Annotated in this window: 21 protein-coding genes; 5 read left to right on the plus strand and 16 right to left on the minus strand. The window is 59.4% G+C overall.

Features of this window, described 5'->3' with window-relative positions:
* The first annotated feature begins 10 nt into the window (after positions 1-10).
* Together AKL27_RS07955 and AKL27_RS07960 are read left to right on the plus strand one after the other, a co-directional pair.
* Entirely contained in the window at positions 11-1,960 is a 1,950-nt protein-coding gene (locus AKL27_RS07955; RefSeq protein ID WP_050462263.1) for a MacB family efflux pump subunit, read from the plus strand.
* 8 nt (positions 1,961-1,968) lie between these two features.
* Positions 1,969-3,378: an efflux transporter outer membrane subunit gene (locus AKL27_RS07960; RefSeq protein WP_456298573.1), complete on the plus strand. Its 1,410-nt coding sequence runs from the start codon at positions 1,969-1,971 to the stop codon at positions 3,376-3,378.
* A 46-nt stretch (positions 3,379-3,424) separates the two neighbouring features.
* On the opposite strand, the gene flgL is transcribed toward AKL27_RS07960, so the two are convergent.
* The 11 genes from flgL to flgB all read right to left on the minus strand — a co-directional run bounded on the left by flgL (position 3,425) and on the right by flgB (position 14,282).
* Positions 3,425-4,558, minus strand: a complete 1,134-nt coding sequence (gene flgL, locus AKL27_RS07965; protein ID WP_050462265.1) for a flagellar hook-associated protein FlgL — start codon at positions 4,556-4,558, stop codon at positions 3,425-3,427.
* Between the two features lie 25 nt (positions 4,559-4,583).
* The gene (flgK, locus tag AKL27_RS07970) at positions 4,584-6,848 is read right to left on the minus strand and encodes a flagellar hook-associated protein FlgK (RefSeq protein ID WP_050462266.1); all 2,265 of its coding nucleotides are present in this window, start codon (positions 6,846-6,848) and stop codon (positions 4,584-4,586) included.
* 90 nt (positions 6,849-6,938) lie between these two features.
* Entirely contained in the window at positions 6,939-7,877 is a 939-nt protein-coding gene (flgJ, locus tag AKL27_RS07975; RefSeq protein ID WP_050462267.1) for a flagellar assembly peptidoglycan hydrolase FlgJ, read from the minus strand.
* Between the two features lies 1 nt (position 7,878).
* Positions 7,879-9,018 carry a flagellar basal body P-ring protein FlgI gene (locus AKL27_RS07980; protein ID WP_050462268.1) on the minus strand — a complete coding sequence of 380 codons (1,140 nt, stop codon included), beginning with the start codon at positions 9,016-9,018 and terminating at the stop codon, positions 7,879-7,881.
* A 15-nt stretch (positions 9,019-9,033) separates the two neighbouring features.
* A complete protein-coding gene (locus AKL27_RS07985) occupies positions 9,034-9,693 on the minus strand; it encodes a flagellar basal body L-ring protein FlgH (protein ID WP_050462313.1) in 660 nt (219 codons plus the stop codon).
* Positions 9,694-9,722: 29 nt separating this feature from the next.
* The gene (flgG, locus tag AKL27_RS07990) at positions 9,723-10,505 is read right to left on the minus strand and encodes a flagellar basal-body rod protein FlgG (protein ID WP_050462269.1); all 783 of its coding nucleotides are present in this window, start codon (positions 10,503-10,505) and stop codon (positions 9,723-9,725) included.
* Positions 10,506-10,560: 55 nt separating this feature from the next.
* Positions 10,561-11,301, minus strand: a complete 741-nt coding sequence (flgF, locus tag AKL27_RS07995) for a flagellar basal-body rod protein FlgF (RefSeq protein ID WP_050462270.1) — start codon at positions 11,299-11,301, stop codon at positions 10,561-10,563.
* A 59-nt stretch (positions 11,302-11,360) separates the two neighbouring features.
* A complete protein-coding gene (flgE, locus tag AKL27_RS08000) occupies positions 11,361-12,626 on the minus strand; it encodes a flagellar hook protein FlgE (protein WP_050462271.1) in 1,266 nt (421 codons plus the stop codon).
* Between the two features lie 33 nt (positions 12,627-12,659).
* Positions 12,660-13,373: a flagellar hook assembly protein FlgD gene (locus tag AKL27_RS08005; RefSeq protein ID WP_050462272.1), complete on the minus strand. Its 714-nt coding sequence runs from the start codon at positions 13,371-13,373 to the stop codon at positions 12,660-12,662.
* A gap of 76 nt (positions 13,374-13,449) precedes the next feature.
* Positions 13,450-13,854 (minus strand): flagellar basal body rod protein FlgC, encoded by a 405-nt coding sequence (flgC, locus tag AKL27_RS08010; RefSeq protein ID WP_050462273.1) that lies wholly within the window; start codon positions 13,852-13,854, stop codon positions 13,450-13,452.
* A 5-nt stretch (positions 13,855-13,859) separates the two neighbouring features.
* Complete coding sequence (gene flgB / locus AKL27_RS08015) at positions 13,860-14,282, minus strand: flagellar basal body rod protein FlgB (protein WP_050462274.1); 423 nt, start codon at positions 14,280-14,282, stop codon at positions 13,860-13,862.
* A gap of 243 nt (positions 14,283-14,525) precedes the next feature.
* Between flgB and flgA the strand changes: the two genes are divergently transcribed.
* The 3 genes from flgA (at position 14,526) to AKL27_RS08030 (ending at position 16,146) form a co-directional block, all read left to right on the plus strand.
* Positions 14,526-15,230 carry a flagellar basal body P-ring formation chaperone FlgA gene (flgA, locus tag AKL27_RS08020; protein ID WP_050462275.1) on the plus strand — a complete coding sequence of 235 codons (705 nt, stop codon included), beginning with the start codon at positions 14,526-14,528 and terminating at the stop codon, positions 15,228-15,230.
* A gap of 133 nt (positions 15,231-15,363) precedes the next feature.
* Complete coding sequence (flgM, locus tag AKL27_RS08025) at positions 15,364-15,672, plus strand: flagellar biosynthesis anti-sigma factor FlgM (protein WP_050462314.1); 309 nt, start codon at positions 15,364-15,366, stop codon at positions 15,670-15,672.
* Between the two features lie 6 nt (positions 15,673-15,678).
* Positions 15,679-16,146, plus strand: a complete 468-nt coding sequence (locus AKL27_RS08030; RefSeq protein ID WP_050462276.1) for a flagella synthesis protein FlgN — start codon at positions 15,679-15,681, stop codon at positions 16,144-16,146.
* A 200-nt stretch (positions 16,147-16,346) separates the two neighbouring features.
* Here AKL27_RS08030 and AKL27_RS08035 read toward each other — a convergent pair whose 3' ends face one another.
* From AKL27_RS08035 to flhB, 5 genes are read right to left on the minus strand one after another with little or no spacing between them, the layout of a single operon-like run.
* Entirely contained in the window at positions 16,347-17,084 is a 738-nt protein-coding gene (locus AKL27_RS08035; protein ID WP_050462277.1) for an RNA polymerase sigma factor FliA, read from the minus strand.
* 6 nt (positions 17,085-17,090) lie between these two features.
* Positions 17,091-17,882, minus strand: a complete 792-nt coding sequence (locus AKL27_RS08040) for a MinD/ParA family ATP-binding protein (RefSeq protein ID WP_050462278.1) — start codon at positions 17,880-17,882, stop codon at positions 17,091-17,093.
* A gap of 34 nt (positions 17,883-17,916) precedes the next feature.
* A complete protein-coding gene (gene flhF, locus AKL27_RS08045; RefSeq protein WP_050462279.1) occupies positions 17,917-19,323 on the minus strand; it encodes a flagellar biosynthesis protein FlhF in 1,407 nt (468 codons plus the stop codon).
* A complete protein-coding gene (gene flhA / locus AKL27_RS08050) occupies positions 19,320-21,407 on the minus strand; it encodes a flagellar biosynthesis protein FlhA (RefSeq protein ID WP_050462280.1) in 2,088 nt (695 codons plus the stop codon). The genes flhF and flhA overlap by 4 nt, the downstream gene beginning before the upstream one ends.
* On the minus strand, positions 21,404-22,573 hold the full coding sequence (gene flhB, locus AKL27_RS08055) for a flagellar biosynthesis protein FlhB (RefSeq protein ID WP_050462281.1): 1,170 nt from the start codon (positions 22,571-22,573) through the stop codon (positions 21,404-21,406). The genes flhA and flhB overlap by 4 nt, the downstream gene beginning before the upstream one ends.
* Between the last annotated feature and the right edge of the window lie 144 nt (positions 22,574-22,717).

Raw genomic sequence — 22,717 nt, forward strand, 5'->3', positions numbered from 1 at the left:
CGGGCCGCGCATGACGACTCCTTTGCTGGAACTGAAAGATCTGCGCCGGGAATTTCCGGCCGGCGACCAGACCCTGACGGTACTCAACAATATCAACCTGCGCATTGATGCCGGTGAGATGGTGGCGATTGTGGGTGCGTCAGGCTCGGGCAAATCGACGCTGATGAACATCCTCGGCTGCCTCGACAAACCGAGCGCCGGCACCTATCACGTGGCCGGCCGGGAAACCGGCAAACTGGATGCCGATGAGCTGGCCCAATTGCGGCGGGAGCATTTCGGCTTCATCTTTCAGCGCTATCACCTGCTGTCGGACCTCAGTGCGCTGGGCAATGTGGAAATACCGGCGATCTATGCCGGCGTCACCGGTGCTGCACGCCATGCCCGCGCCAGCGCCCTGCTGCAACGCCTGGGTCTGAGCGAGCGCATGCACCACCGGCCCGGGCAATTGTCCGGCGGCCAGCAACAACGCGTCAGTATCGCGCGCGCCCTGATGAACGGCGGCGAAGTGATTCTGGCCGATGAACCGACCGGCGCCCTCGATACCCACAGCGGCCACGAAGTCATCAATATCCTCAAAGAGCTGAACGCCGACGGCCACACCATCATCATCGTCACGCATGACATGCAGGTGGCCGAACACGCACGCCGCATCATCGAAATCCGCGATGGCGAAATCATCGCCGACAATGTGCGCGACGCCAGCGCCGCGCCGGTCCCACGCAGCAAGCCGCAGGCAGCGTCCGGGCCACGCATCGGCGCCGCCCTGGACCGGCTCAGGGAAGCGTTCCGCATGTCCTTGCTGGCAATGAACGCGCACCGGCTGCGGACCTTTCTGACCATGCTCGGCATCATCATCGGCATTGCCTCGGTGGTGTCGGTGGTGGCGCTCGGTGCCGGCTCGCGCGAACGCATTCTGCAAGACATCAGCTCGATGGGCACCAATACGATTGATGTCTTTCCGGGCAGCGACTTCGGCGACATGAAAGCGGCTGCCATACGCACCCTGGTGCCGGCCGATGCCGATGCCCTGGCGCAGCAAAATTATGTCGACAGCGTCACGCCCAGTGTCGTCACCGCCTCTTCGGTACGTTATCGCAACGTCTCGATCAATGCCCAGATCAACGGCGTCGGCGAACAATATTTCCGGGTGCGCGGCATGACCATGGCCGAAGGCCAGAGCTTCAACCGCGACAGCGTGCGGCAACGATTGCAAGACGTCGTCATCGACGCCAACACGCGCAAGAAACTGTTTGCCGATGACGTCAATCCGATTGGTGCGGTGATCTTGCTCGGCAGCGTGCCCTGTCGTGTGATCGGCGTGGCCAGGAAACAGGAAAGCGGCTTCGGCAACAATGACAGCCTGCGCGTGTGGGTGCCCTACACCACGGCCATGAGCCGCATGCTGGGTCAGAACTATCTGCAATCGCTGACGGTGCGCATCAGCGACAAGGTATCGAGCAGCGCCGCCGAACAAGGCATCATCAAGCTGCTGACGCTGCGCCATCGCACCAAGGATTTCTATGTCTTCAATACCGACAGCATCCGTCAGACCATCGAAAAAACTACTGCCACGCTGACCTTGCTGGTATCGATGATTGCCGTGATTTCGCTGATCGTCGGCGGTATCGGCGTCATGAATATCATGCTGGTATCGGTCACCGAACGCACCCGTGAAATCGGCGTACGCATGGCAGTTGGCGCACGCCAGAGCGATATCCTGCAACAGTTTCTGATCGAGGCGATTCTGGTCTGTCTGACCGGCGGCATGCTCGGGGTGTTGCTGGCGCTCGGCATCGGCGTGCTGTTTTCAAGTCTGGTCAGCAGCTTCAGCATGGTGTATTCGACGACCTCCATCGTGACCGCATTTGCCTGCTCGACGCTGATCGGCGTGATCTTCGGTTTTCTGCCGGCACGCAACGCAGCCCGGCTCGATCCGGTCGATGCCCTGGCCCGAGAATAATGAAAAAAATGACCTTACTTTCTACCCGCCCCGCACTGCTCGCCGCGCTGTCGGCCATGATCCTGTTATCCGGCTGCGGGGCATTGCTGCATACATCGTATGTGACGCCGGCCACGACCGTGCCAAGCCATTGGCAACAAGATACCCCGGCTGGCGACGGCTTGCCGGCGGATCAGTGGTGGCGCCGGTTTGGCGACAGCCAGCTCGATCATCTGATCGATGAAGCGTTACGACGCAACAATAATCTGGCCGCCGCCAGCATCAAGGTCCGGCGCGCCCAGCTCAGCGCCGGCTTGGCTGCGGATCAGCAATGGCCGGTGCTGAGCGCCAGTATCGGCACCAACAACAACCGCAATTTGCGCGGCAGTCCGAATGCCTACAACACCAGTTCGGCCAACATCTCGCTCAGTTACGAAGCCGACTTGTGGGGCCGCCTGGGCAGTCAGTACGATGCAAAAAAATGGGAAGCGCAAGCAACCATTGAAGACCGGGAAAGCACTGCCCTGACCCTGATCGGCACCACCGCCAATCTTTACTGGCAAAGCGCTTATCTGAATCAGCGGCTGGCGCTCAGCAGTCAAAGCATTGCGTATGCCGAGAAAACGCAAGAACTGGTAAGAGTGCAATATCAGGCCGGCGCCGTGTCGTCGCTGGAGATGCTGGAAGCGGAACAGAATCTGGCCGCGCAACAAGCCAGCCGCACCGATCTGCTGCGGCAACAGGTGGAAACTGCCAATGCACTGGCACTGTTATTCGATAATCCTCCCGGCCAAGGCTATGCGATACCGGCGACCTTGCCTGCCCGGCCGCTGCCGCCGTTACAGGCCGGCATGCCGACTCAATTGCTGAGCCGTCGTCCCGACCTGCGCGCCGCCGAATTGCGGCTGCGCGGATCGCTGGCGACCGTCGATGCCACGCGTGCCAGTTACTATCCGACCCTGACGCTGACGGCCGCCGCCGGCGGCAGCAGCAATGCCTTGCGGGATGTATTGCAAAACCCGATTGCGACGCTCGGTGCCGGTCTGGTGCTGCCGTTCCTGCAATGGAATCAGATGCAATTGAACATCAAGGTGTCACAGGCCGACTATGAACTGGCCGTGGTCAATTTCCGCAGCACGCTGTATTCCGCATTTGGTGATGTCGAAAACGCCTTGTCGGCACGCCGCCAGTATGCCGACCAGACCGTGTTGCTGGAACGCAATCTGCAAGCGGCGCAAGCGGCTGAGCGTTTGTATGAGTTGCGTTACCGCAGCGGCTCCGTAGCGTTGAAATCCTGGCTCGATGCGCAGGAAAAACGCCGCACCGCAGAAATCACGCTGGCGCAGAACCGCCTCGATGCCTTGAAAAATCAAGTCACCTTGTATCAGGCATTGGGTGGGGATATGCAGACTGCAACGACGAGTGTCGCCGCACCATGAGGCGCGACCTGCTGCGAGCTTGCCGCTCGCAGCAGGCGCCAAATGATTATTTCAGATAGTTCAGCAGCGACAGGCTGCTGGTGGACACGAAGGTCTTTTGTGCTGCCTGCAGGAAAGTCTGTTGCAGCGCCAGCTGGCTGATCATCGCGGTCAGGTCGCCAGGAGTACGCCCCAACAAATTGTTGGTGGTATCCGTGTACATCACATTCTTGGCAGCACCGGAATCGTTGAGGTTATCGATTTCGGTTTGACGTGCGCCCACCGATGCCTTGACCGCACCGATATTATTCATTTGCGTATCCAGACTGGTGCCGATCTGGCCGAGCGCCTTGACCAGTGCCGCCTGGCTGCCAGGAATCGGAGTCCGGGCGGCATTGGCGGCATCGGCGCCGAGCTTGGCTTGCGCGGCCTGCGTGAACAAGGTGCCGTAATTCGGATCGGTCGGCGATGCCGCATCCAGATTGGCTTGTGCGGTCTTGTAGGCAGCAATCGGCGTCTGGCCGCTGCCGGCCGGGTAGACAAACGACAACGCTGCCGCATTGTCGGCGTTATTGGCGGCTTCCGTGACCGGCACTGCCAGGGTATTGATCAGGTTCTGGATGGTCTTGAAGGTATCTTGTCCGTTACCCTGGAACACGGTCTGACCGGAAGCGCTGATTTCCATTTGCCGGGTCGAATCGACCTGCAACGTTTGCTGGCCCTGATCACCGTTGTAGACAATCGCGCCGGAAGGATCGGTAGTAAACGGCTGAGTAGTGCTCTTGAAACCCGAAAACAGGTAATTGCCCAGCGCATCGGTCGCATTGGCGTAACCCAGGATTTCCTTGAGATTGCCTTGCAGTTCGGTCGCCATGTTGGCGCGCTCGGCATTGCTGAATGAGGCATTGCCGGCTGAAATCACGTTCGATTTGATCTTGGTCAGCATGGCAGTCATGCTTTCCAGCGTGTTATTGACTTGCGACAGCGACGCATCCGCATTGTTGCGGTTGGTCTGATACTGCGCATTCATCACCTGCGATTGCGTCACGTCCAGCGCGCGTGCCGCCGCTACCGGGTCGTCGGACGGCGTCAGCACGCGTTGCTGAGCATCGATCTGCTGTTGCAATTTGATGAGTGACCCTTGCATGCTGGTCAAATCGTTATTGCTCAACTGATACAACATATTGGTGCTGATACGCATTTTATTCTTCCTTCAATTCTCTGGACTAGCGGAGCGCCAACAAGGTGTTGAGCATGTCGCTGGCGGCCTGAATCACTTTCGATGCAGCCTGGTACTGCAATTGATTCTTGATCATGTTGGCCAGTTCTTCATCCTGATTGACGCCGGATTCGGATTGCTGCTCCAGTGTGATCGCCTGCAAGCGTGCGTTTTCCGCCTTGTTGGTGACCGAGATTTCATTGGTCTTGTTACCGATCATGCTGACCAGTTGCGAATACGATCCCTGGAACGAGGTATTGCCAACCGTATTGGCGGTCTGCAAGGCATTCAGCGCCTGCGCATTGCGGTTGTCATTGACACCGTTGGTATTCGGACCGACAAAGAACTGGTCGCCGTTGGCCGGTTGGCCGGTCAGTGTGAACGTGACGCCCGACACCGTATAAGTGTCACCGGCAACGTAAGGAACCGGCGAACCCGATGCCGCCGTCGTGGTGCTGCCGTCAGCATGCTTGATGCTGACCGCTGCTGCCGGCGACATGGCAAACGAGCCGCTGGCGCTGTCGAAGGTGAAGCCGATCTTGCTGCCCGGTGCCATCGGCGTATAAGTGGAATCGATTGATCCCGGGCTGATGGTGGCAGTACCGTTGTTGGCAGGTACCGGCGCAAACTTGAAGGTGTCGCCGTTGGCTGGCGCACCGCCAAGGATGAAGCTGACACCGCCGCTGGAAATCGTGGCACCGGCCGAATATGGCACCGGCACACCGGCGGCATAAGTGGTCGTGACACCATCCGTTCCGGTGACATTGACGCTGGCGGGAGGCGTCAGTGCCAAGGTATTGGGCGTGCCGGTAGCATAGGTATACGTTTGATTCGGGCTGCCCGCAGCCAGAAAGGCGGCCTTGTCGAGGGTGGCGGCACTCACGACGCCGGTACCGGTACCGGTGGTCGATGCGCCCATCGTGGTCACGGCGTTGGTCGATGTCAGGATGGGCGAACCGGCCGCGATTTTCTGCGTATTGGTAATCGCCACACCAATCGAGGCAGCGCCGTTGACGGTTGGCTTGATCAGGAAACTGTCATTGGCGTTCATGGTCGGCGACGAATAGGTCACGCCATCAAGCACGACCGGGAACGTGCCGGCCGGCGTTGCCAGCGGATCAACCACGGTCTTGCTGTTATCCGACAGGCGCGTGAACGTATATTTGCTGCCGTCGTAATCAAGACGGTAATCGCTGGTCGTCAGCTTGCTGGCATCTGTGATGGTAGCCGTCACCGTTGCTGCTGCCGAATTGCTGGTGCTGCTATTGACGATCGGCGAACCGATCTTGAAAAAGTCGGTGCCGATATCGCCGTTCTGATCCTGCCCCAGCTTGTGCTGCGCATTGAAGCTGTTGGCCAGCGCAATCGCCACGCGTCCCAGCGTATTTTGCGCCACGTCCAGTGTTTCGCTGCGATAGCTCATGATGCCGCCGAGTGCACCGCCGGCAAAGCTGCCGTCGGGAATCAATACATTATTGCCATTGGCCTGATACGACACTTGCAGACGGGTCGGATCGTCGGCAGCCGGCGTTGTCACCAGTGTGGTGGCCTGATTGCCCAGTACCAGCGGCTGGCCGGTGCCGATAAACACGCTCAGCGAACCATTGTCCTGCGGCAAGGTGGTGACCTTGACGATCTTGTTCAGATTGGCGATGACCTGATCGCGCTGATCCAGCAAGTCGTTCGGCGCATTGCCGCCGCTGCCGCCCTGCACCTTGAGAATCGCATTGTTCAGTTCCACCAGTTGCGCGGCATAGGAATTGATGGCCGTCACATTCGAAGTGATCTGGCTGTTGACCGCGGTGCGGCTTTCCGCCATCTGGTCATTCAGGCTCTGAAAACGTGCCGACAGTGACTGCGCGGCCGACAATACGGCCTGCCGGGCGCCATCGTTGTTCGGGGTCGATGCCAGATTCTGGGTCGCCTTGAAAAAGCTTTGCAATGCCGGCGACAGGCCGGCCGAAGTATCGGCCACCAGATTGTCGAGCTGACTGATCTGGGCGTAATACGAATTGAGCGAACTGGCCGAAGTCTGCGACGCCAGCAATTGCGTATTCAGGAAATCGTTGTAGACGCGCTTGATTTCTGCGACCTGGGTACCTTGGCCGACGAAACCGTAACCGTAGTTGATGCCGCCGGCCGTGCTTTGCACGACTACCTGACGGTTATAGCCCGGCGTAGTTGCGTTCGAAATATTGTGGCTGGTAGTGGCTTGCGCTGCCTGAGCGGCTGCAAGTGCACTCTGCCCGATACTGAAGATATTGGTCGCCATACTATATTTTCTCTAACGGAATACCTGTGTCATCGGCACATCGCGGCAAAACTTTAGCACTGCATGCAGCGCCCGGCCCGGAGACCGGATTCAGGCCAGCGATTGCCGGATGATGCGGGAAAGTTTCTCGGCGTAATGCGGGTCGGTAGCGTAGCCGGCGCGCTGCAACCCATACGCAAAGCCATGTACGTCCTGGGCATTGGCCAGCACTTTTTCGTAGCGCGGATTGCTGCGCAGCAAGTTGCCATAGTCGCGGAAGGCGTCGGCATACGAATCGTAGGCACGGAATTTCTCGACCCGGCGTTGCGGCACGCCATTGATATATTCAATCGTGGTCGCCTCGACAACTTTGCCGGTCCAGTTGCCGGTGGCCTTGATGCCGAACAGATTGTGGCTGTTGGACCCATCCCGGGTGCGGATCTGTTTCTTGCCCCAGCCGGTTTCCAGTGCCGCCTGCGCCAGCATGAACTTGGCCGGAATCCCGGTCACCTTGCTGGCCTCATCGGCCTCGGCCTGCAGACGCTGCTGGAAGGCCTCGACATGGGCCGGCCGCGGCGCGCGCCGCTTGTCCCGCGACTGTGCGTCGTCAGTGGCACTGCCGATCCCCTGCTGTACCAGCCTCGCCTTGTCGGCATCGTTGAGCAAGCCGTTGGCCAGCGGAATCGGCAATGGCATGCCATCCTCATCCTGCACGCCGGGCGGTTTGGTCAGGCTGTTCGACAACTGCCGGATCAGCACATCAGCCAGACCGACGCCACGCTGCGCCAGATTCTGGCTCATCTGCTGGTCCAGCATGCTGGTAAACATCTTGGTTTGCTGATTGTCGAACGGACCATCCTGCGGCGTCGCATCGCGCATGCTTTTCATGACCATGTTCAGGAACATGGCTTCGAATTGCTTGGCTGCCCCCTTCAACGCTTCCGGCGAATTCTGCTTGGCCGAACTGCGCAAACCATTGATGCTGTTGGCATCAATGGCCAGACCATCGGCCGCATTGCTGACGCTGCTGTTGAGGGGGTTATTGATCATCTTAGATGACTTCCAGTTCTGCGCGTAATGAGCCGGCGGCTTTCATCGCCTGCAAGATGGCCAGCAAATCCTGCGGTGAAGCGCCAATTGCATTGAGCGCCTTGACCACGTCCGCCAGCGACGCTCCGCCCTTGAGCAACATCACCTTGCCGGGCTCCTTGTTGATCGATATCTGGGCATTCTGATTGGCGGCGGTTTGTCCGCCCGACAATGCGCCCGGCTGACTGATGCTGTTGTCGGCATTGATCACGACCGACAGATTGCCGTGCGACACCGCGCACGAGTCGAGGGTCACGGTCTGGTTCATGACCACCGAACCGGTACGCGCATTCAGAATCACCTTGGCCGGCAGTTTGGCCGGCACCACGTCAATGCTTTCCAGCGCACCGAGGAACGACACCCGGTCGCTACTGCCGATCGGTGCCCGCACCCGGATCACCCGGCCATCTTGCGCCATGGCGGTATCGGAGCCGAAGCGTTTGTTGACGGCTTCAACCACCCGGCTGGCGGTGGAAAAATCGGTATCGTTGAGTTCGAGGCTGATAATGTCACCCTGTCCCAGCACCGACGGCACGGCACGTTCCACCGTGGCGCCACCCGAAATGCGGCCGACACTCAAATGATTGATGGTGGCGCTGCTGCCGGCAGCCGAGGCGCCGGCACCGCCGACCACCACGTTGCCTTGGGCAATCGCATAAATCTGGCCATCGGCGCCTTTGAGCGGCGCCATCAGCAAGGTACCGCCGCGCAAGCTTTTGGCGTTACCGATGGAGGACACCGTGACATCCAGCGTCTGCCCCGGTTGCGCAAACGCCGGCAGCGAGGTGGTCACCATCACGGCCGCCACGTTTTTCAATTGCATGTTGCTGGTGGTGGTGCTGGGCAGATTGACGCCCAGTTGCTGCAACATGCTGACCACGCTCTGTACCGTAAACGGTGTTTGCGTGGTCTGGTCACCGCTGCCGTCGAGACCGACCGCCAGCCCGTAGCCGACCAGTTGGTTGGCGCGCACGCCCTGAATGCTGGCCAGGTCCCGGAGGCGCTCCGCATGACTGACATTGCTCCAGCACAAGGCCGACAATGCCAGCAAGACCGAAATCCGGCCCGTGGTGCGCAACAAGGAAAATTTACTTATATTCATGTGGTCATGCCCTGCTTAAAACGGTGACACGCTGAAGAAAAAGCGTCCCAGGGATGACATGAATTCTGCCATGTCGAGTCGGGTATTGGTGCGGTACTCCACCTTGGCATCAGCCACCAGTGTGGAAGACACGGTATTGCCGGTGACGATGTTGTCGGGGCTGACGGTGCCGGAAAAGCGCACGTATTCAACCCCCTTGTCCAATGCCACCTGCTTTTCGCCACTGACCACCATATTGCCGTTGGGCAGTACTTCAATCACGGTCACGCCGATGGTGCCGGTAAAGTTGTTGCTGGAAGTGATGGCACCCTTTTCATCGAACTTGCTGGTGCTGCCACCGCTGCCCGACAATTCATTGACCTTGAAGCCAAAGATGGTCGGCGCCACGGCGCTGGCGCTGCCGGTCTTGCTCGAGGAACTGCCCGCCGCCTTGCCGGCGCTGGTCTTTTCATTGATGATGATCGTCAGCGTATCGCCCACCAGACGCGCGCGACGATCTTCCAGCAACGGCCGGTAAGCCGCCGACTGGAAAATCGCACCACTGGTCGGCGGCGGATAGGACGCCGGCTGCGGCTTGGCCGTCAGCGGCGCGGTGACAATCGATTCCGGGACCGTACTGCACCCGGCGAGGAAAACTGCTGCGACGATGGCGGCAAGTTGCAACAGACTTTTCATTTTTGCCTCACCCAATTCAACAAAACGCATTACAACTGCGACAGCTTGGCCAGCATCTGATCCGATGTCGTAATTGCCTTGCTGTTGATTTCATACGCGCGCTGGGTCTGGATCATGTTGACCAGTTCTTCCACCACGTTCACGTTCGAGGTTTCGACATAGCCTTGCCACAAGGCGCCGGCGCCATTGGTCCCCGGCGTATTCGGATTCGGCGTGCCGGAGGCGGCAGTTTCCACGTACAGATTCTCGCCGCGGCTTTCGAGGCCGGCCGGATTGATGAACGTCGATACCTGCAAGGTACCGATCTGGGTATTGGCAGCCGTGCCCGGTTGCGTGATCGAGACCGTACCGTCACGTCCCACGGTCAGCTTGGTGGCATTGGCCGGCACGGTGATCGGCGGCTGCACCACATAACCGCTGGACGTCACCAGCTGGCCCTGGCTGTCCGTTTGAAACGCGCCGTCGCGCGTGTAGGCCGAGGTGCCGTCCGGCATCAATACCTGGAAAAAGCCGGCGCCCTGAATCGCCACATCCTTGTCATTGCTGGTCTGATTGACGTTACCCTGCGTGAAGATGCGCTCGGTTGCCACCGGACGCACACCGGTACCCAGTTGCAGACCGGATGGCAATTGCGTTTGCTGCGACGACTGCGCGCCAGGCTGACGCACGGTCTGGTACAGCAGATCCTCGAATACCGCGCGCGAGCGCTTGAAGCCGTTGGTGCTGACGTTGGCCAGGTTATTGGAAATCACATCCAGCTGCGTTTGTTGCGCGTCCAGACCGGTTTTGGAAATCCACAAGGAACGAATCATATTTTCTCCAGTAATCCTGTTGGCAGCCTGAATTCAGGCTGCGCATTCAATGCGATCAACCGACCGACAGCAACTGCGTTGCCTTGGTGGCATCGCTCTCGGCGGTTTGCACGACTTTCATATTCAGTTCGAACTGACGCGACAGATTGATCATGTTGACCATCGCTTCGACCACGTTGACATTGCTGCCTTCGAGCGCGCCGCCGATCAGCTTGACGTTGGCATCCGCCGGTGCCTGGGCACCGACGGTGACGCGGAACAGACCGTCATCACCGCGCTTGAGCGATTTTTCGTCGGGGTTGACCAGCTTGATGCGCCCCAGAATGTTGACCGCATTCGGCGTACCGTTGGTCGGAATCGCCGATACCGTGCCATCCGGCGCGACCGCTACCGTGACATCGGCCGGAATGCTGATCGGGCCGCCGTCACCGGCGACATTGAGCCCGCGCTGTGTTTGCAGGATGCCGTTTTCGCTGAGCCTGAAACTGCCGTTGCGGGTATACGCTTCGCCGCCATCGGCGGTTTGCACGGCAATCCAGCCCGGACCTTGCACCGCGACGTCGAGCGCACGGCCGGTGTCCTGCACCGGACCGGCGGCGAAATTGGTGCCGGCAGTGGAATCGACCACAAACGCACGGGTCGCCAATCCTTCGCCGACAACCGGCGCCGAACGGAACGTATTGAGCTGCTCCCGGAAGCCGGTCGTGGTGGCATTCGCCAGATTGTTGCTGGCGTTGGCCTGCTGCTCCATCGAGTGCTTGGCGCCCGACATTGCGGTGTAAATCACGCGATCCATCATTTCCCCTTTGCTGGCGTATGGCACAAGCGCCATACGCGTCCCCCGTCACACAATGACTATCGCAGGCTGACCAAGGTCTGCAGCACGCTGTCCTGCACCTTGATGGTTTGCGAGTTGGCCTGATAAATACGCTGCGCCACGATCATGTTGACCAGTTCGCTGGTCAGGTCGACGTTGGAATCTTCCACCGCGCGCGCCTGCAGCAAACCGAACTGACCGGTAGTCGGCACGCCGACCAGCGGCTGACCGGCATCCGGACCAGCCGTGTACAGGTTATTGCCGAGCGGTTGCAGACCATTGGGATTGGCGAAATTGACCAGCAACACCTGACCCAGTGTCTTGGTCTGGCCGTTGCTATAACTGCCGATGATCTTGCCGTCCTTGCCGATGGCAAAGCTCGACAGCACGCCGGGCGACATGCCGTCCTGCGATTGCGCCACCGGGGCGAACGCGGCGCCGGTTTGCGTGGTGCCGGTGTAGTCCATTGCAATCGGACCGGTAAAAGAGGCGCCCAGCTTGGGCGTCAGCGTCAGCGGCGGAATGACCGAAGTGGCCGGCACCAGCACGCCCGAACTGTTGAAATGCAGCGCGCCGATAGGGGCTTGCGTGGCTGGCGCCACAAACGCCGGATACGGCGCGCCATCAACGGTCGCATATACGTCCCATTGGGTGTCGGTTGCTGTCGACGTGACAGTGTTCTTGACATAGTAAGTCTGAACGTTATAGGTATTGCCCAGACTGTCATAGACCGTTACGCCGGTAGAGCCGCTGTAGCTGGCCGTATTGGTGGCACTGAACGGCGTGACAACCGGCACGGTCGGCGGACGCGAATCCAGATTCAGCTTGGTCTTGACACCGGTCGTCGACACCGCCGGAATGTTCGACGTATCGATTTGCAGCGGCACCGGATCGCCGCCGTTCACCGTACCGGGCCAGCCGGTCAGATAAGCACCGCGCTCGCTCGGATTGATGATGTAGCCGTTCTTGTCGAGCTGGAACTGGCCATTGCGACCATACAGCGGCGACGCATCGGTCAGGCTGCCCTGCATGCGGAAGAAGCCGTCACCATTGATCGCGATATCGAGCGGGTTATTGGTGGTGGTGACATTACCCTGGGTGAATGCCTGCTGCACATTGGCCACGGCGACGCCGATACCGACCGGCGAATTGCCGGAACGGTTCATCGAATTGGCGTACATGTCGGCGAACTGCGCCTGCGATTGCTTGAAACCTACCGTGCTGGCATTGGCGACGTTGTTGCCGATGGTGTCCAGACTCTTCGCCGCGCCATTCAGGCCGCTCAGTCCTTGTTGAAAACTCATGTGATTCTCCTTGTGCGGAATTGGGTCGGTGGCTTAGAGGATTTGGACAACGTCCGAAACTTTGATGGTGCCGATATTGGACACGTTGAGCCTGACGCCGTCGGCACCCGACGTGACGCTCAGCACGGTGCCGAATGCCAGCGGCGTGGCATCGACCTTGGTGCCGTCGGAAGTGGCGGCGGCAACGTCAAAGGTATAGCTGCCATTGGGCGCCTTGGTGCCGTCGTCCTGGGTACCGTCCCAGATGACTGGCAAGGTGCCGGCGCTTTGCTTGCCCAGATCGATCTGATGCACAGCCTTGCCGGTCGAGTCGCGCACGGTGATCTTGAGGCTGGCGCTGTCACTGGCCAGTTGCACGCCGAACACTGCATTCTGGGTAGTGGTTTCGGTGCCGTCAGCGGCCTTGGTGGTGTTCGATGTCAGTTGCACGCTGTTGCCAGGTGCCAGCACGCTGCGCTGGATCATGCTGGCGGCCTGCAACGGTTGCTGCACCGCCAGGCTCGACATCAGCGTACCGAGCGTCGAATTGAGTTGCGAGATGCCCTGCACCGTCGACAATTGCGCCAGTTGCGACGTCAGTTGCGAGTTATCCATCGGATTGGTCGGGTCCTGATTCTTCATCTGCACGGTCAGCAATTTCAGAAAGCGATTCTGAATCGCTTCAGCGCTGTTGTCGTTGAGACTGCCTGTCGAACTTGAGGTTGCCGGGTTCATTGTCGACAACAAGTCGTTGGATACGGTGGTCATGAGTAAGCTCTTTCTTCTTGGCCGGCGATATAAGGGGTATCAGGAAATATCAGGGGATAACAGGAAAATCCGGGTATTACTGACCAATGGTCAGCGTCTTCATCAACAGATTCTTGGCGGTATTCATGGTTTCGACGTTGGTCTGGTAAGAGCGCGACGCCGAAATCATGTTGACCATTTCTTCCACCGGATTGACGTTCGGCATGGCGACATAGCCATTGGCGTCCGCCATCGGGTGCTTGGGGTCATAGACCAGCTTGGGCGGAGCCTGATCTTCGACCACCTGATCCACCTTGACACCGCTCGATTCGACATCGCCGAACGGGATCGCCTTGAATACCACCTGCTTGGCCTTGTAGGGCTGACCGCTGGGGCTGGTGGCGCTGTCGGCGTTGGCGATATTGCTGGCGACGGTATTGAGACGCTGCGATTGCGCGCTCATGGCCGAACCGGCAACATTGAAAATATTGGACAAGGACATGACGATTACCCTGGTTGAATAGCGTTGAGCAAACCTTTGAGCTGGGCGCTCACGGCAGTGACACCGGCTTCATAGCGCACGGCGTTGTCGGTGAATTGATTGCGTTCGACATCCATGTCGACCGTATTGCCGTCGACACTGCCCTGCGTGACCGTGCGATACAGCAGCGGTGCGCCGCCGATACCGGCATCGCCGCTGCTCTTGCCGGCGATGTGCGCGCCGGAAGTACGGGCCAGCTCAACCGGCGGCAGGCCGCCCTGGCGGCCTTCGATCGCCCCTTGCAGCGCCTTGCCGAAATCGACGTCGCGCGCCTTGTAGTTCGGCGTGTCGGCGTTGGCGATGTTCGATGCCAGCACCTGCTGACGCTGGGCGCGCAAGTTCAGCGCGGTTTCGTTGAATCGCAGATAATCATCAAGTTTTCCAGCCATCTCATCCTCCTGACGTACCCAACCGCAGCACGAAGTGATAACAATTCGGGTAGCAATTCGAGCAACAGCTACACCGGTAATCGGATTTACATACCGTTGATCATACGACCCCGCCCCGATCTTGATTGAGTGAGAAGGCGATAAAACTATGCCTTGTTCCTCCTTTTGCCCGCGCGTATCGACAGTACTATTGCTGGCAAGATAACGCGCCTCCGGCTATAGCCAGCTCTACACGATTCCACGATGAAATCACTGCTTACCGCACTTGCCATGCTGTCGCTCCTGTTTGCACAGCCAACACTTGCCCAATCAACAACACCGCCACGCCAGGATCTCGGGGCTTTGCAGCAAGCCGCCCAGGATTTCATGCAAGTGCAAGCCACCGGCCTGCCCGGCACGGTCACCATCGCGGTAGACCCGGTTGATCCGCGTCTGATCCTGCCGGCCTGCGCCGCACCTCAGGCCTTCATGCCCAACGGCGGCCGCCTGTGGGGCAAAACCTCGATCGGCATCAAATGCACCGCCCCCTCGCCGTGGGTGATTTACGTCCGTGCTACCGTGCAGGTGATCGCCGAATACATCGTGACCTCGGCGCCGCTGGCGCAAGGCCAGACCATCGGCCCCAACGACATCAGCAAGGTCAGGGGCGACCTGTCGGCCTTGCCGAATGGCATCATTACCGAAGAATCGCAAGCCATCGGCCGCACCGTCGCCACTTCGCTGGCGCTGGGCACGCCGCTGCGGCAAGACACTCTGCGCAGCCAGCGCGTGGTGCAGCAAGGTCAGGCCGTGCGGGTCGTTTCGATTGGCCCCGGCTTCCAGATCAGTACCGAAGCGCGCGCCATGAGCAATGCCACCGAAGGACAACTGGCGCAGGCCAGAACGCCGGCCGGACAAGTCGTCAGCGGCATCGCCAAGGCCGGCGGCATCCTTGAAATCAATTATTGAATCGTCAAGTTGCGCCCGCGATTTTCACAGTTACGCCAGAGTAACTATAAATAGATTAAAGTTTGCGTCGCAATGACCGATAATCTTAGCGACAGGTGTGCTGAACCAGCCCCAACCAGACAAGGATGATGCCGTGAACGTTAATGACGCCCTCAAGAATGGCGCCGGATTGCCGGAACAACTGGCTTCGGCACAGAACAAACCCGGCGCAGCCAAAGCCAATACCCCAAGTGCCAGCACGCCGGCCTCGTCCAGCGTGCAGTTGTCCACCCAATATCAGGCGCTGGGCACCAAGGTCAGCGGCAACAGCAGTTTCGACGCCAAGAAAGTCGCCGACATCAAGGCCGCCATTGCCAACGGTGAATTTCAGGTTGATCCGGAAAAAGTTGCCTCCGGCCTGCTTGATACCGTCAAGGATCTGATCGGCTCGCGCAAAGGTTAATCCGCCATGACAACCGCTACTCCCGCCTTTACCCTGACCGAAGAACAACAGGCAACCCAGCGCCTGGTGCTCGTCTTGCAACAGGAGCAGGATGCATTGGCGGCCGGCCAGCCGGAAGAAATAGCGGAACTGATCACGGCAAAAGCCACCATCATTGCCACCATGGCAACATTGGCCGAGCAACGCCATCACACCCTCGCAGCACTGAATTTCGACGCCAGCGAAGGCGGCATGCAATCCTGGCTGGACCAGAATGGCAGCGATACGGACAAACAGATCTGGGACGACTTGTTTGCGTCGGCGCAAACCGCAAGAGAACTCAACCGCCTCAATGGCGTATTGATCGGCAAGCAAATGTCGATCAATCAGAATGCCCTGCAAATCCTGCAAGGCAAGAGTCAGACCGGCAACTTCTACGGTCCCGACGGCCAGTCCAGCATGTCCACCACCGGTCGCCGGCTTGGCGTGGTCTGAGCATCAACCCTGCCATATCCATCGCACTGCACCCGCCGCACCGAAGCACCGCCTGAAGCAAAACCTTCCGCCTCACACCGGCTGCCAGCAGCCACATTATCCGATTTGATGACGGCACCGCCATTGTGCGGGCACGCGTGCCGTCCGGAATTTTCTGCGTGGCGCAGACCCGGGCCTGCGGAACCGGCCCATGCGCCGCCTCAGGCGACGCCGGTCCAAGCCTTTTCTTTGAGATTGGAACGCATGCGGGCAATCGCCTGGCTATGCAACTGACATACGCGCGACTCGGACACGCCCATGACGGCGCCGATTTCCTTGAGGTTCATTTCCTGCTCGTAATACAAACCCATCAGAATCTTCTCGCGCTCGGGCAAAGCCCGGATCGACTCCACCACCGCTTCGCGGAAACCGCCATTGATCAGATTCTGCAACGGGTCTTCGCCTTGCTGCCCGGTTTGATAGCGATCCAGAAAATGCTCATGACCGCCATCGGCGTCATGAAAGTCTTCGTAATAGATCAATTGATGACCGCCGCAATCGCTCAGCAAGTCCTGATACTCGGTCAGACTCATCTTCAATTGCCCGGCCACCTCGGTTTCATGCGGCGGCCGGCCCAGTTGCTGCAACAGCACGTGAATCGCCTCTTCCACCTTGCGCGCGTTCTGGCGAATGCTGCGCGGCAGCCAGTCGCTGCTGCGCAATTCATCCAGCATGGCGCCGCGAATCCGTTGCACGGCATACGTTTCAAACTGCGCGCCATGCGTTTCTTCATAGCGATTGATGGCATCCAGCAAACCAATCATGCCGGCCTGAATCAGATCATCCACTTCGACACTGGGCGGCAACTTGGCTTTCATTTGATGCGCCAACTTCTTGACCAGCTGCGCGTGCAGAGTCAGCAAATCATTCTTGTCCGTCTTGCCGTTGACGTTATACATAAAACGTCACACTCCGAGACTGGCACCATCGGTTGCCATACCGTACGTGCTTTTGGTTAAATTCGGCAATTTGCTGGCCAGCCGCATGAATGCAATCGATGCCCCTGCCAGCGGAAATGCCTCCAGTACCGTACGTCCTTGTCCGGTCGCCCGCCGGATATGATCGTCGGCCGGCACCGAACCGATGAAATGCAATTGCGCCGCCAGATAGCGGCTGGCGGCCTGCGCCATGTTGGCATACACCATCTGTGCCTCGGCTTCGGAACCGCCGGTCACCAACAAGCCGAACGGGCGGCGACCAAGGCGGTCACTCAGATTCTTGAGCAACACGTAGGCAGCCTTGATCGATCCCGGATTGGTCGACACGTGAATCACGATCTCGCCGGTTTCCATGGCCGGCACCGCCAGCGAATCTTCCTCGCCCAGCTCGGCACTCACCAGCGTGATGTCGGAGTCGGTGGTCAGCGAATCAAAAATCTCTGCCAGCCGGGCTGCCTGCGGATGCGTAGCCGACGGCACCACCTTGCGCGACAGCCGCGCCAATGCAAAACCTTCCGGCACAATGCGCACGGCATCGCACAGATCGCGCTCGCGCCGCGCCACATCGAGCAAGGTTGCCACCGCCACACCGCCAAAGCGCGACAGCACGCCGGACGGTGCAACACAGGCATCCACCAGCAGCACATTGTTACTCTTGACTGCCAGCGAGGCCGCCAGATTGACCAGCATGGCGCCTTTTTCCGCATCCGGCAAGACCGAGAAAAAACTGAAAACCCTGGGAATCGGGCGCTCCAGCATGCGCCGCAATCCTTCTGCCTGATCTACTTCATGACTAGCCAAGGATCACCTCCCTCAAGCCCTTGTCATTCATGACAGTGGCGGTTGGGCCGACGACTACCGGCAATTCGGCGTCACGAAATTCAAACGGCGCGGTTTCGCGCTTGAGCTTGAACGCACGATCAGCCAGATACAGCTTGTTGGCCACGTGCAGATCTTCCGGCACGCGCTGGCCGTTGGCGACGTAATACAGATTGAGCTTTTGACGGATCACCACATCGAGCACATTGCCGATGGTGGCGGCCTCATCCAGCTTGGTCACGATGCAACCGGCCAGGCCGTCACCGGAATACGCGTGCACCACTTCATTGAGCGTACCGCCCGTGGCAGTGGCGTTGAGGCACAGCAAGCGCTTGATTTCGGTACCGGCGCCGGACAGCATGGCCGCCTGTTCCGCCACCATCTGATCGCGCTGGCCAACGCCGGCGGTATCGATCAGCACGGTATGCTTGCCCTTCAGTTCTTCCAGTGCGATGCGCAGATCGGACTCATCCTTGACCGAGTGCACCATGACACCGAGAATCTTGCCGTAGATGCGCAATTGTTCGTAGCCGCCGATACGATAGCCATCGGTGGTGATCAGCGCCAGCTTGCCGGGACCATGACGCATGACGCAACGCGCAGCCAGCTTGGCCGTGGTAGTGGTCTTGCCGACGCCGGTCGGGCCGACCAGGGCATACACGCCGCCCTTTTCCAGCAATTCATTTTCATTGGCCATGGTCATCAGGTTGCGCGCCAATACCGACTTCACCCAAAACAAACCATCCTCGGTCTTGGCATTGGCCGGCAGATTTTCGGTAATCAGACGCGACAGGCTGGCGCTGAAACCGGCGGCCAGCAATTCCTTCATCACCGCTGCCTTGACCGGCTCCCGCTTTTGCGTGCTGCCCCAGGAAATTTCTGCCAGCTGGGTTTCCAGCACCCCGCGCATGGAACGGATTTCCGTCATCACATCGCACAGAATTTCGTCGTAATCCTTGCCGTCGAATTCAGCCATGATGCTTTGCTGACGGCTGCTGCTGGCCGAGGTCGACGGTACCGCACCGGGCTGGGCGCCACTGCGGTTGCGCCAGACCCGCGCCTCCACCACATTGGCGGCAGGCTCTGCCGCTGCCGGCTCCGGCCGCACTTCCTGCTGCACCGGGGCCTGGAACAGGCGCGCGGCAGTATTCGGCACGGCCGCCGCGGTTGGCAATGGCCGTCGCGGCGCCGGTCGCGGCATCGCTTCGCGCGCCATCGCCGGCACCACCAGCGAGGTCATATCCTCGTTGGCCATCGCCAGAATTTCCACCCCATCCTCGGTATTGCGATTGGAGAGGATGACCGCATCCGGACCGAGTGACTCACGAACCTGACGCCACGCTTCACGCGATGAATTCGCAATAAATTTTTTAACGTTCATGCTTGCCCTCCAACTAGGCTGGTAACTTTAATCGTTTTCGAATCAGGAACTTCAGCGTGAGACAGCACGCGCAACTGAGGCAATGCCCGTCGCAAGAAGCGCGCCAGCAAAGCACGCAACGGTGCCGGCACCAACAATACCGGGGTCAGGCCCAATTGCTCCTGATGACGCGTGGCCTGCTCGGTTTGCATCACCAGCGTATCGGCCAGCCCCGGCTCGATACCGCCGCCATCCGGACCACTGGCTTGCAACGCTTGCATCAGCAAACGCTCCAGCTTGCCATCCAGCGTCATCACCGACAACTCACCTTCGGTCGGGAAAATCTGCTGCACGATGGCGCGGCCGAGCGCGATACGCACAATGGCCGTCAATTCATTCGGTTCCTGCGTGCGCGGCGCATGTTCGGCCAGCGTCTCGATAATGGTGCGCATATCGCGGATATGCACGCCTTCGCTCAACAGGTTTTGCAACACTTTTTGCAACGTACCCAGCGGCAGCAGCTTGGGCACCAGATCTTCGATCAGCTTCGGCGCGTCCTTGGCGATATGATCCAGCAATTGCTGCACTTCCTGCCGTCCCAGCAATTCGGCCGCGTGGTTGGTAATCAGATGGTTCAGATGGGTGGCCACGACGGTACCGGCATCCACCACGGTATAGCCCATGGTCTGCGCCTGCTCCCGCAAATTGCTGTCGATCCAGATGGCCGGCAAACCGAATGCCGGATCGGTCGTCATCAACCCCGGCAAAGGCCCGGTGACCATCCCCGGATTGATCGCCAGATACTGACCGAAATTGGCTTCGCCCTTGCCCACTTCGACCCCCTTGAGCGAGATGCGGTAAGCCGACGGTTTCAATTCGAGATTGTCGCGAATGTGCACCGGCGGCGACAGAAAGCCGACTTCTTGTGCGAATTTCTTGCGAATACCCTTGATCCGCCGCAGCAGTTCGCCGCCCTGCCCCTTGTCGACCAGCGGAATCAAGCGGTAACCGACTTCCAGGCCCAGCGTATCGACCGGCACGATGTCTTGCCAGGTCGCTTCTTCCGGCTCCGGCAGCGCGGCTGCCTGCGGCGGCGGCGCGGCGGCCTCTTGCACGGTCTTTTCAATGCGTTTGCTGATCACATAACCGCAACCGCCCAGCAAGGCGCCCAGCAGCAGGAAAGCAATGTGCGGCATGCCGGGAATCATCCCCATGCCGCCAATAATCATGCCGGTCAGGTACAACACCTGCGGCTTGGCAAACAATTGGCTGATCAGCTGACCGCCGACGTCCTGATCATTGGCCACGCGCGATACCACCACACCGGCCGCAGTCGAAATGATCAGCGACGGAATCTGCGCCACCAGGCCGTCACCAATGGCCAGCAAGGTGTAGTTCTTGAGCGCCATGTCGAACGCCAGATCATGCTGCACCATCCCCACCACCAGACCGCCGACGATATTGACGATGGTGACGATGATGCCGGCAATCGCATCACCGCGTACGTATTTGCTGGCACCATCCATGGCGCCGTAGAATTCGGCTTCCTGCCCGACTTCCTTGCGGCGCGCACGTGCTTCCGGCTCGCCAATCAGCCCGGCATTGAGATCGGCGTCAATCGCCATCTGCTTGCCCGGCATCGCATCCAGCGTAAAACGCGCGCCGACTTCAGCGATACGTCCGGCGCCCTTGGTCACCACCGTGAAGTTGATGATGGTCAAAATGACGAACACCACGATACCGACCGTATAGTTACCGCCGATCAGGAAGTGACCGAAAGCTTCGATCACCTTGCCGGCGGCGTCCGGACCGGTATGCCCTTCGGTCAGCACGATCCGGGTCGAGGCGACGTTGAGCGACAGCCGCAGCATGGTACTGACCAGCAGCACCGCAGGAAACGCCACGAAATCCAGCGGCTTGACGGTGTACAGCGCGGTCAGCAAGACGATGATCGACAAGGCAATGTTGAAACTGAACAGCACATCCAGCGCAAACGACGGCAGCGGCAAGATCATCATTGCCAGCATCATCACGATGATGATCGGCGCTGCCAGCGCCCTGGAATGCTGAATCGGGAACCACGCAGGCAATTTCATACTGTTCATGAGGCGGCCCGGGGTTGTTCAGCGGCGTTGTTCTTGTACAAGGGATCCAGCTCCTTCGGCACATTCAGGTTTTCAGGTGTACCCGGGCGCACGCCGCCCTGCTTGTTATAGGCACGCAACTGGAATACATAAGCCAGCACTTCGGCCACGGCGGTATACAGCGATTCAGGGATTTCTTCACCGATTTCGGTATGAAAATGCAAGGCCCGCGCCAGCGGCGGCGCTTCCAGCAATGCCACCTTGTTTTCGAGCGCGACTTCACGAATTCTGGCGGCCACCGCGCCGGTGCCCTTGGCCACCACTTGCGGCGCGCCCATGCGACCTTCGGTATATTTGAGCGCCACCGCATAGTGGGTCGGGTTGGTCACCACGACATCGGCGGTCGGTACGTTGGACATCATGCGCCGCCGCGCCATGGCCCGCTGCATCGCGCGAATCTTGCCCTTGATGTGGGGATCGCCTTCGGATTCCTTGTTTTCCTGCTTCACGTCCTGGCGCGTCATCTTCAGCTTGCGGGTATAACTCCAGATCTGATAGGGAACGTCAAGGATGGCAATGAAGATCAGCGCGCATGCCATCGTGATGAAACTCGACCACAGCAGTTGCGCGGCATGGCTGGTGCTGGTCTTGAGTGATTCGACGCCGAGTCCGAGCACCGCCTCGATATGGCTGCGCATGACCATCCAGGCAATGGTGCCGACCAGCAGCGTCTTGGCAATCGCCTTGCCAAGGTCAACCAGCGAGTTGAGGGAAAACATCCGTGCCACGCCACTGATCGGACTCAGGCGGCTGATCTTCGGCATCAGCCCTTTGGTATTGAACAGCCAGCCGCCCAGGATCAGCGGCGAAGCAACTGCCGCCAGCAGCATCAGAAACGCAATCGGAATCAGGGATTGGGCAATTTCGATAAAGTGGCCGCTGAGGCTGGCAAACAGCAAGGCCGGATCGTAAGCCTGCTCGCGCTCGAAGGTCAGCACCGACACCAGGATCCGGTTCAGGCTGGTGACCAGCGGTCCGGTGAACATCCAGATGGTGCTGCCGCCGACCAGCAACAGCACGCAGGTTGCCATCTCGCGCGAACGCGGCACGTCACCATCCTCACGGGCACGCTCAATGCGTTTGCTCGTGGGCTGCTCGGTACGTTCCAGATCGCTGTCTTCGGCCATCGCCGACCCCCAATTATTTCAATGCCCCGGAATGAATACGGATTTTGAGGGCATTAGACAGGATTATTCGCGAGTCGGGCTCGACATCATCGGGGGAATAAGGGCGAAAACGCCCCGTAATTCGGGGCAGGACACAGACCAGAA

The sequence above is a fragment of the Herbaspirillum autotrophicum genome (genome assembly GCF_001189915.1).
GTDB classification, from domain to species: domain Bacteria; phylum Pseudomonadota; class Gammaproteobacteria; order Burkholderiales; family Burkholderiaceae_D; genus Herbaspirillum; species Herbaspirillum autotrophicum.

Excerpts from the sequence above, each read along its gene's own strand:
- AKL27_RS07955 (WP_050462263.1), top strand. The coding sequence starts at position 11 with ATGACGACTCCTTTGCTGGAACTGAAAGATCTGCGCCGGGAATTTCCG.
- AKL27_RS07960 (WP_456298573.1), top strand. The coding sequence starts at position 1,969 with ATGACCTTACTTTCTACCCGCCCCGCACTGCTCGCCGCGCTGTCGGCC.
- flgL (WP_050462265.1), bottom strand. The coding sequence starts at position 4,558 with ATGCGTATCAGCACCAATATGTTGTATCAGTTGAGCAATAACGATTTG.
- flgK (WP_050462266.1), bottom strand. The coding sequence starts at position 6,848 with ATGGCGACCAATATCTTCAGTATCGGGCAGAGTGCACTTGCAGCCGCT.
- flgJ (WP_050462267.1), bottom strand. The coding sequence starts at position 7,877 with ATGATCAATAACCCCCTCAACAGCAGCGTCAGCAATGCGGCCGATGGT.
- AKL27_RS07980 (WP_050462268.1), bottom strand. The coding sequence starts at position 9,018 with ATGAATATAAGTAAATTTTCCTTGTTGCGCACCACGGGCCGGATTTCG.
- AKL27_RS07985 (WP_050462313.1), bottom strand. The coding sequence starts at position 9,693 with ATGAAAAGTCTGTTGCAACTTGCCGCCATCGTCGCAGCAGTTTTCCTC.
- flgG (WP_050462269.1), bottom strand. The coding sequence starts at position 10,505 with ATGATTCGTTCCTTGTGGATTTCCAAAACCGGTCTGGACGCGCAACAA.
- flgF (WP_050462270.1), bottom strand. The coding sequence starts at position 11,301 with ATGGATCGCGTGATTTACACCGCAATGTCGGGCGCCAAGCACTCGATG.
- flgE (WP_050462271.1), bottom strand. The coding sequence starts at position 12,626 with ATGAGTTTTCAACAAGGACTGAGCGGCCTGAATGGCGCGGCGAAGAGT.
- AKL27_RS08005 (WP_050462272.1), bottom strand. The coding sequence starts at position 13,373 with ATGACCACCGTATCCAACGACTTGTTGTCGACAATGAACCCGGCAACC.
- flgC (WP_050462273.1), bottom strand. The coding sequence starts at position 13,854 with ATGTCCTTGTCCAATATTTTCAATGTTGCCGGTTCGGCCATGAGCGCG.
- flgB (WP_050462274.1), bottom strand. The coding sequence starts at position 14,282 with ATGGCTGGAAAACTTGATGATTATCTGCGATTCAACGAAACCGCGCTG.
- flgA (WP_050462275.1), top strand. The coding sequence starts at position 14,526 with ATGAAATCACTGCTTACCGCACTTGCCATGCTGTCGCTCCTGTTTGCA.
- AKL27_RS08030 (WP_050462276.1), top strand. The coding sequence starts at position 15,679 with ATGACAACCGCTACTCCCGCCTTTACCCTGACCGAAGAACAACAGGCA.
- AKL27_RS08035 (WP_050462277.1), bottom strand. The coding sequence starts at position 17,084 with ATGTATAACGTCAACGGCAAGACGGACAAGAATGATTTGCTGACTCTG.
- AKL27_RS08040 (WP_050462278.1), bottom strand. The coding sequence starts at position 17,882 with ATGCTGGAGCGCCCGATTCCCAGGGTTTTCAGTTTTTTCTCGGTCTTG.
- flhF (WP_050462279.1), bottom strand. The coding sequence starts at position 19,323 with ATGAACGTTAAAAAATTTATTGCGAATTCATCGCGTGAAGCGTGGCGT.
- flhA (WP_050462280.1), bottom strand. The coding sequence starts at position 21,407 with ATGAACAGTATGAAATTGCCTGCGTGGTTCCCGATTCAGCATTCCAGG.
- flhB (WP_050462281.1), bottom strand. The coding sequence starts at position 22,573 with ATGGCCGAAGACAGCGATCTGGAACGTACCGAGCAGCCCACGAGCAAA.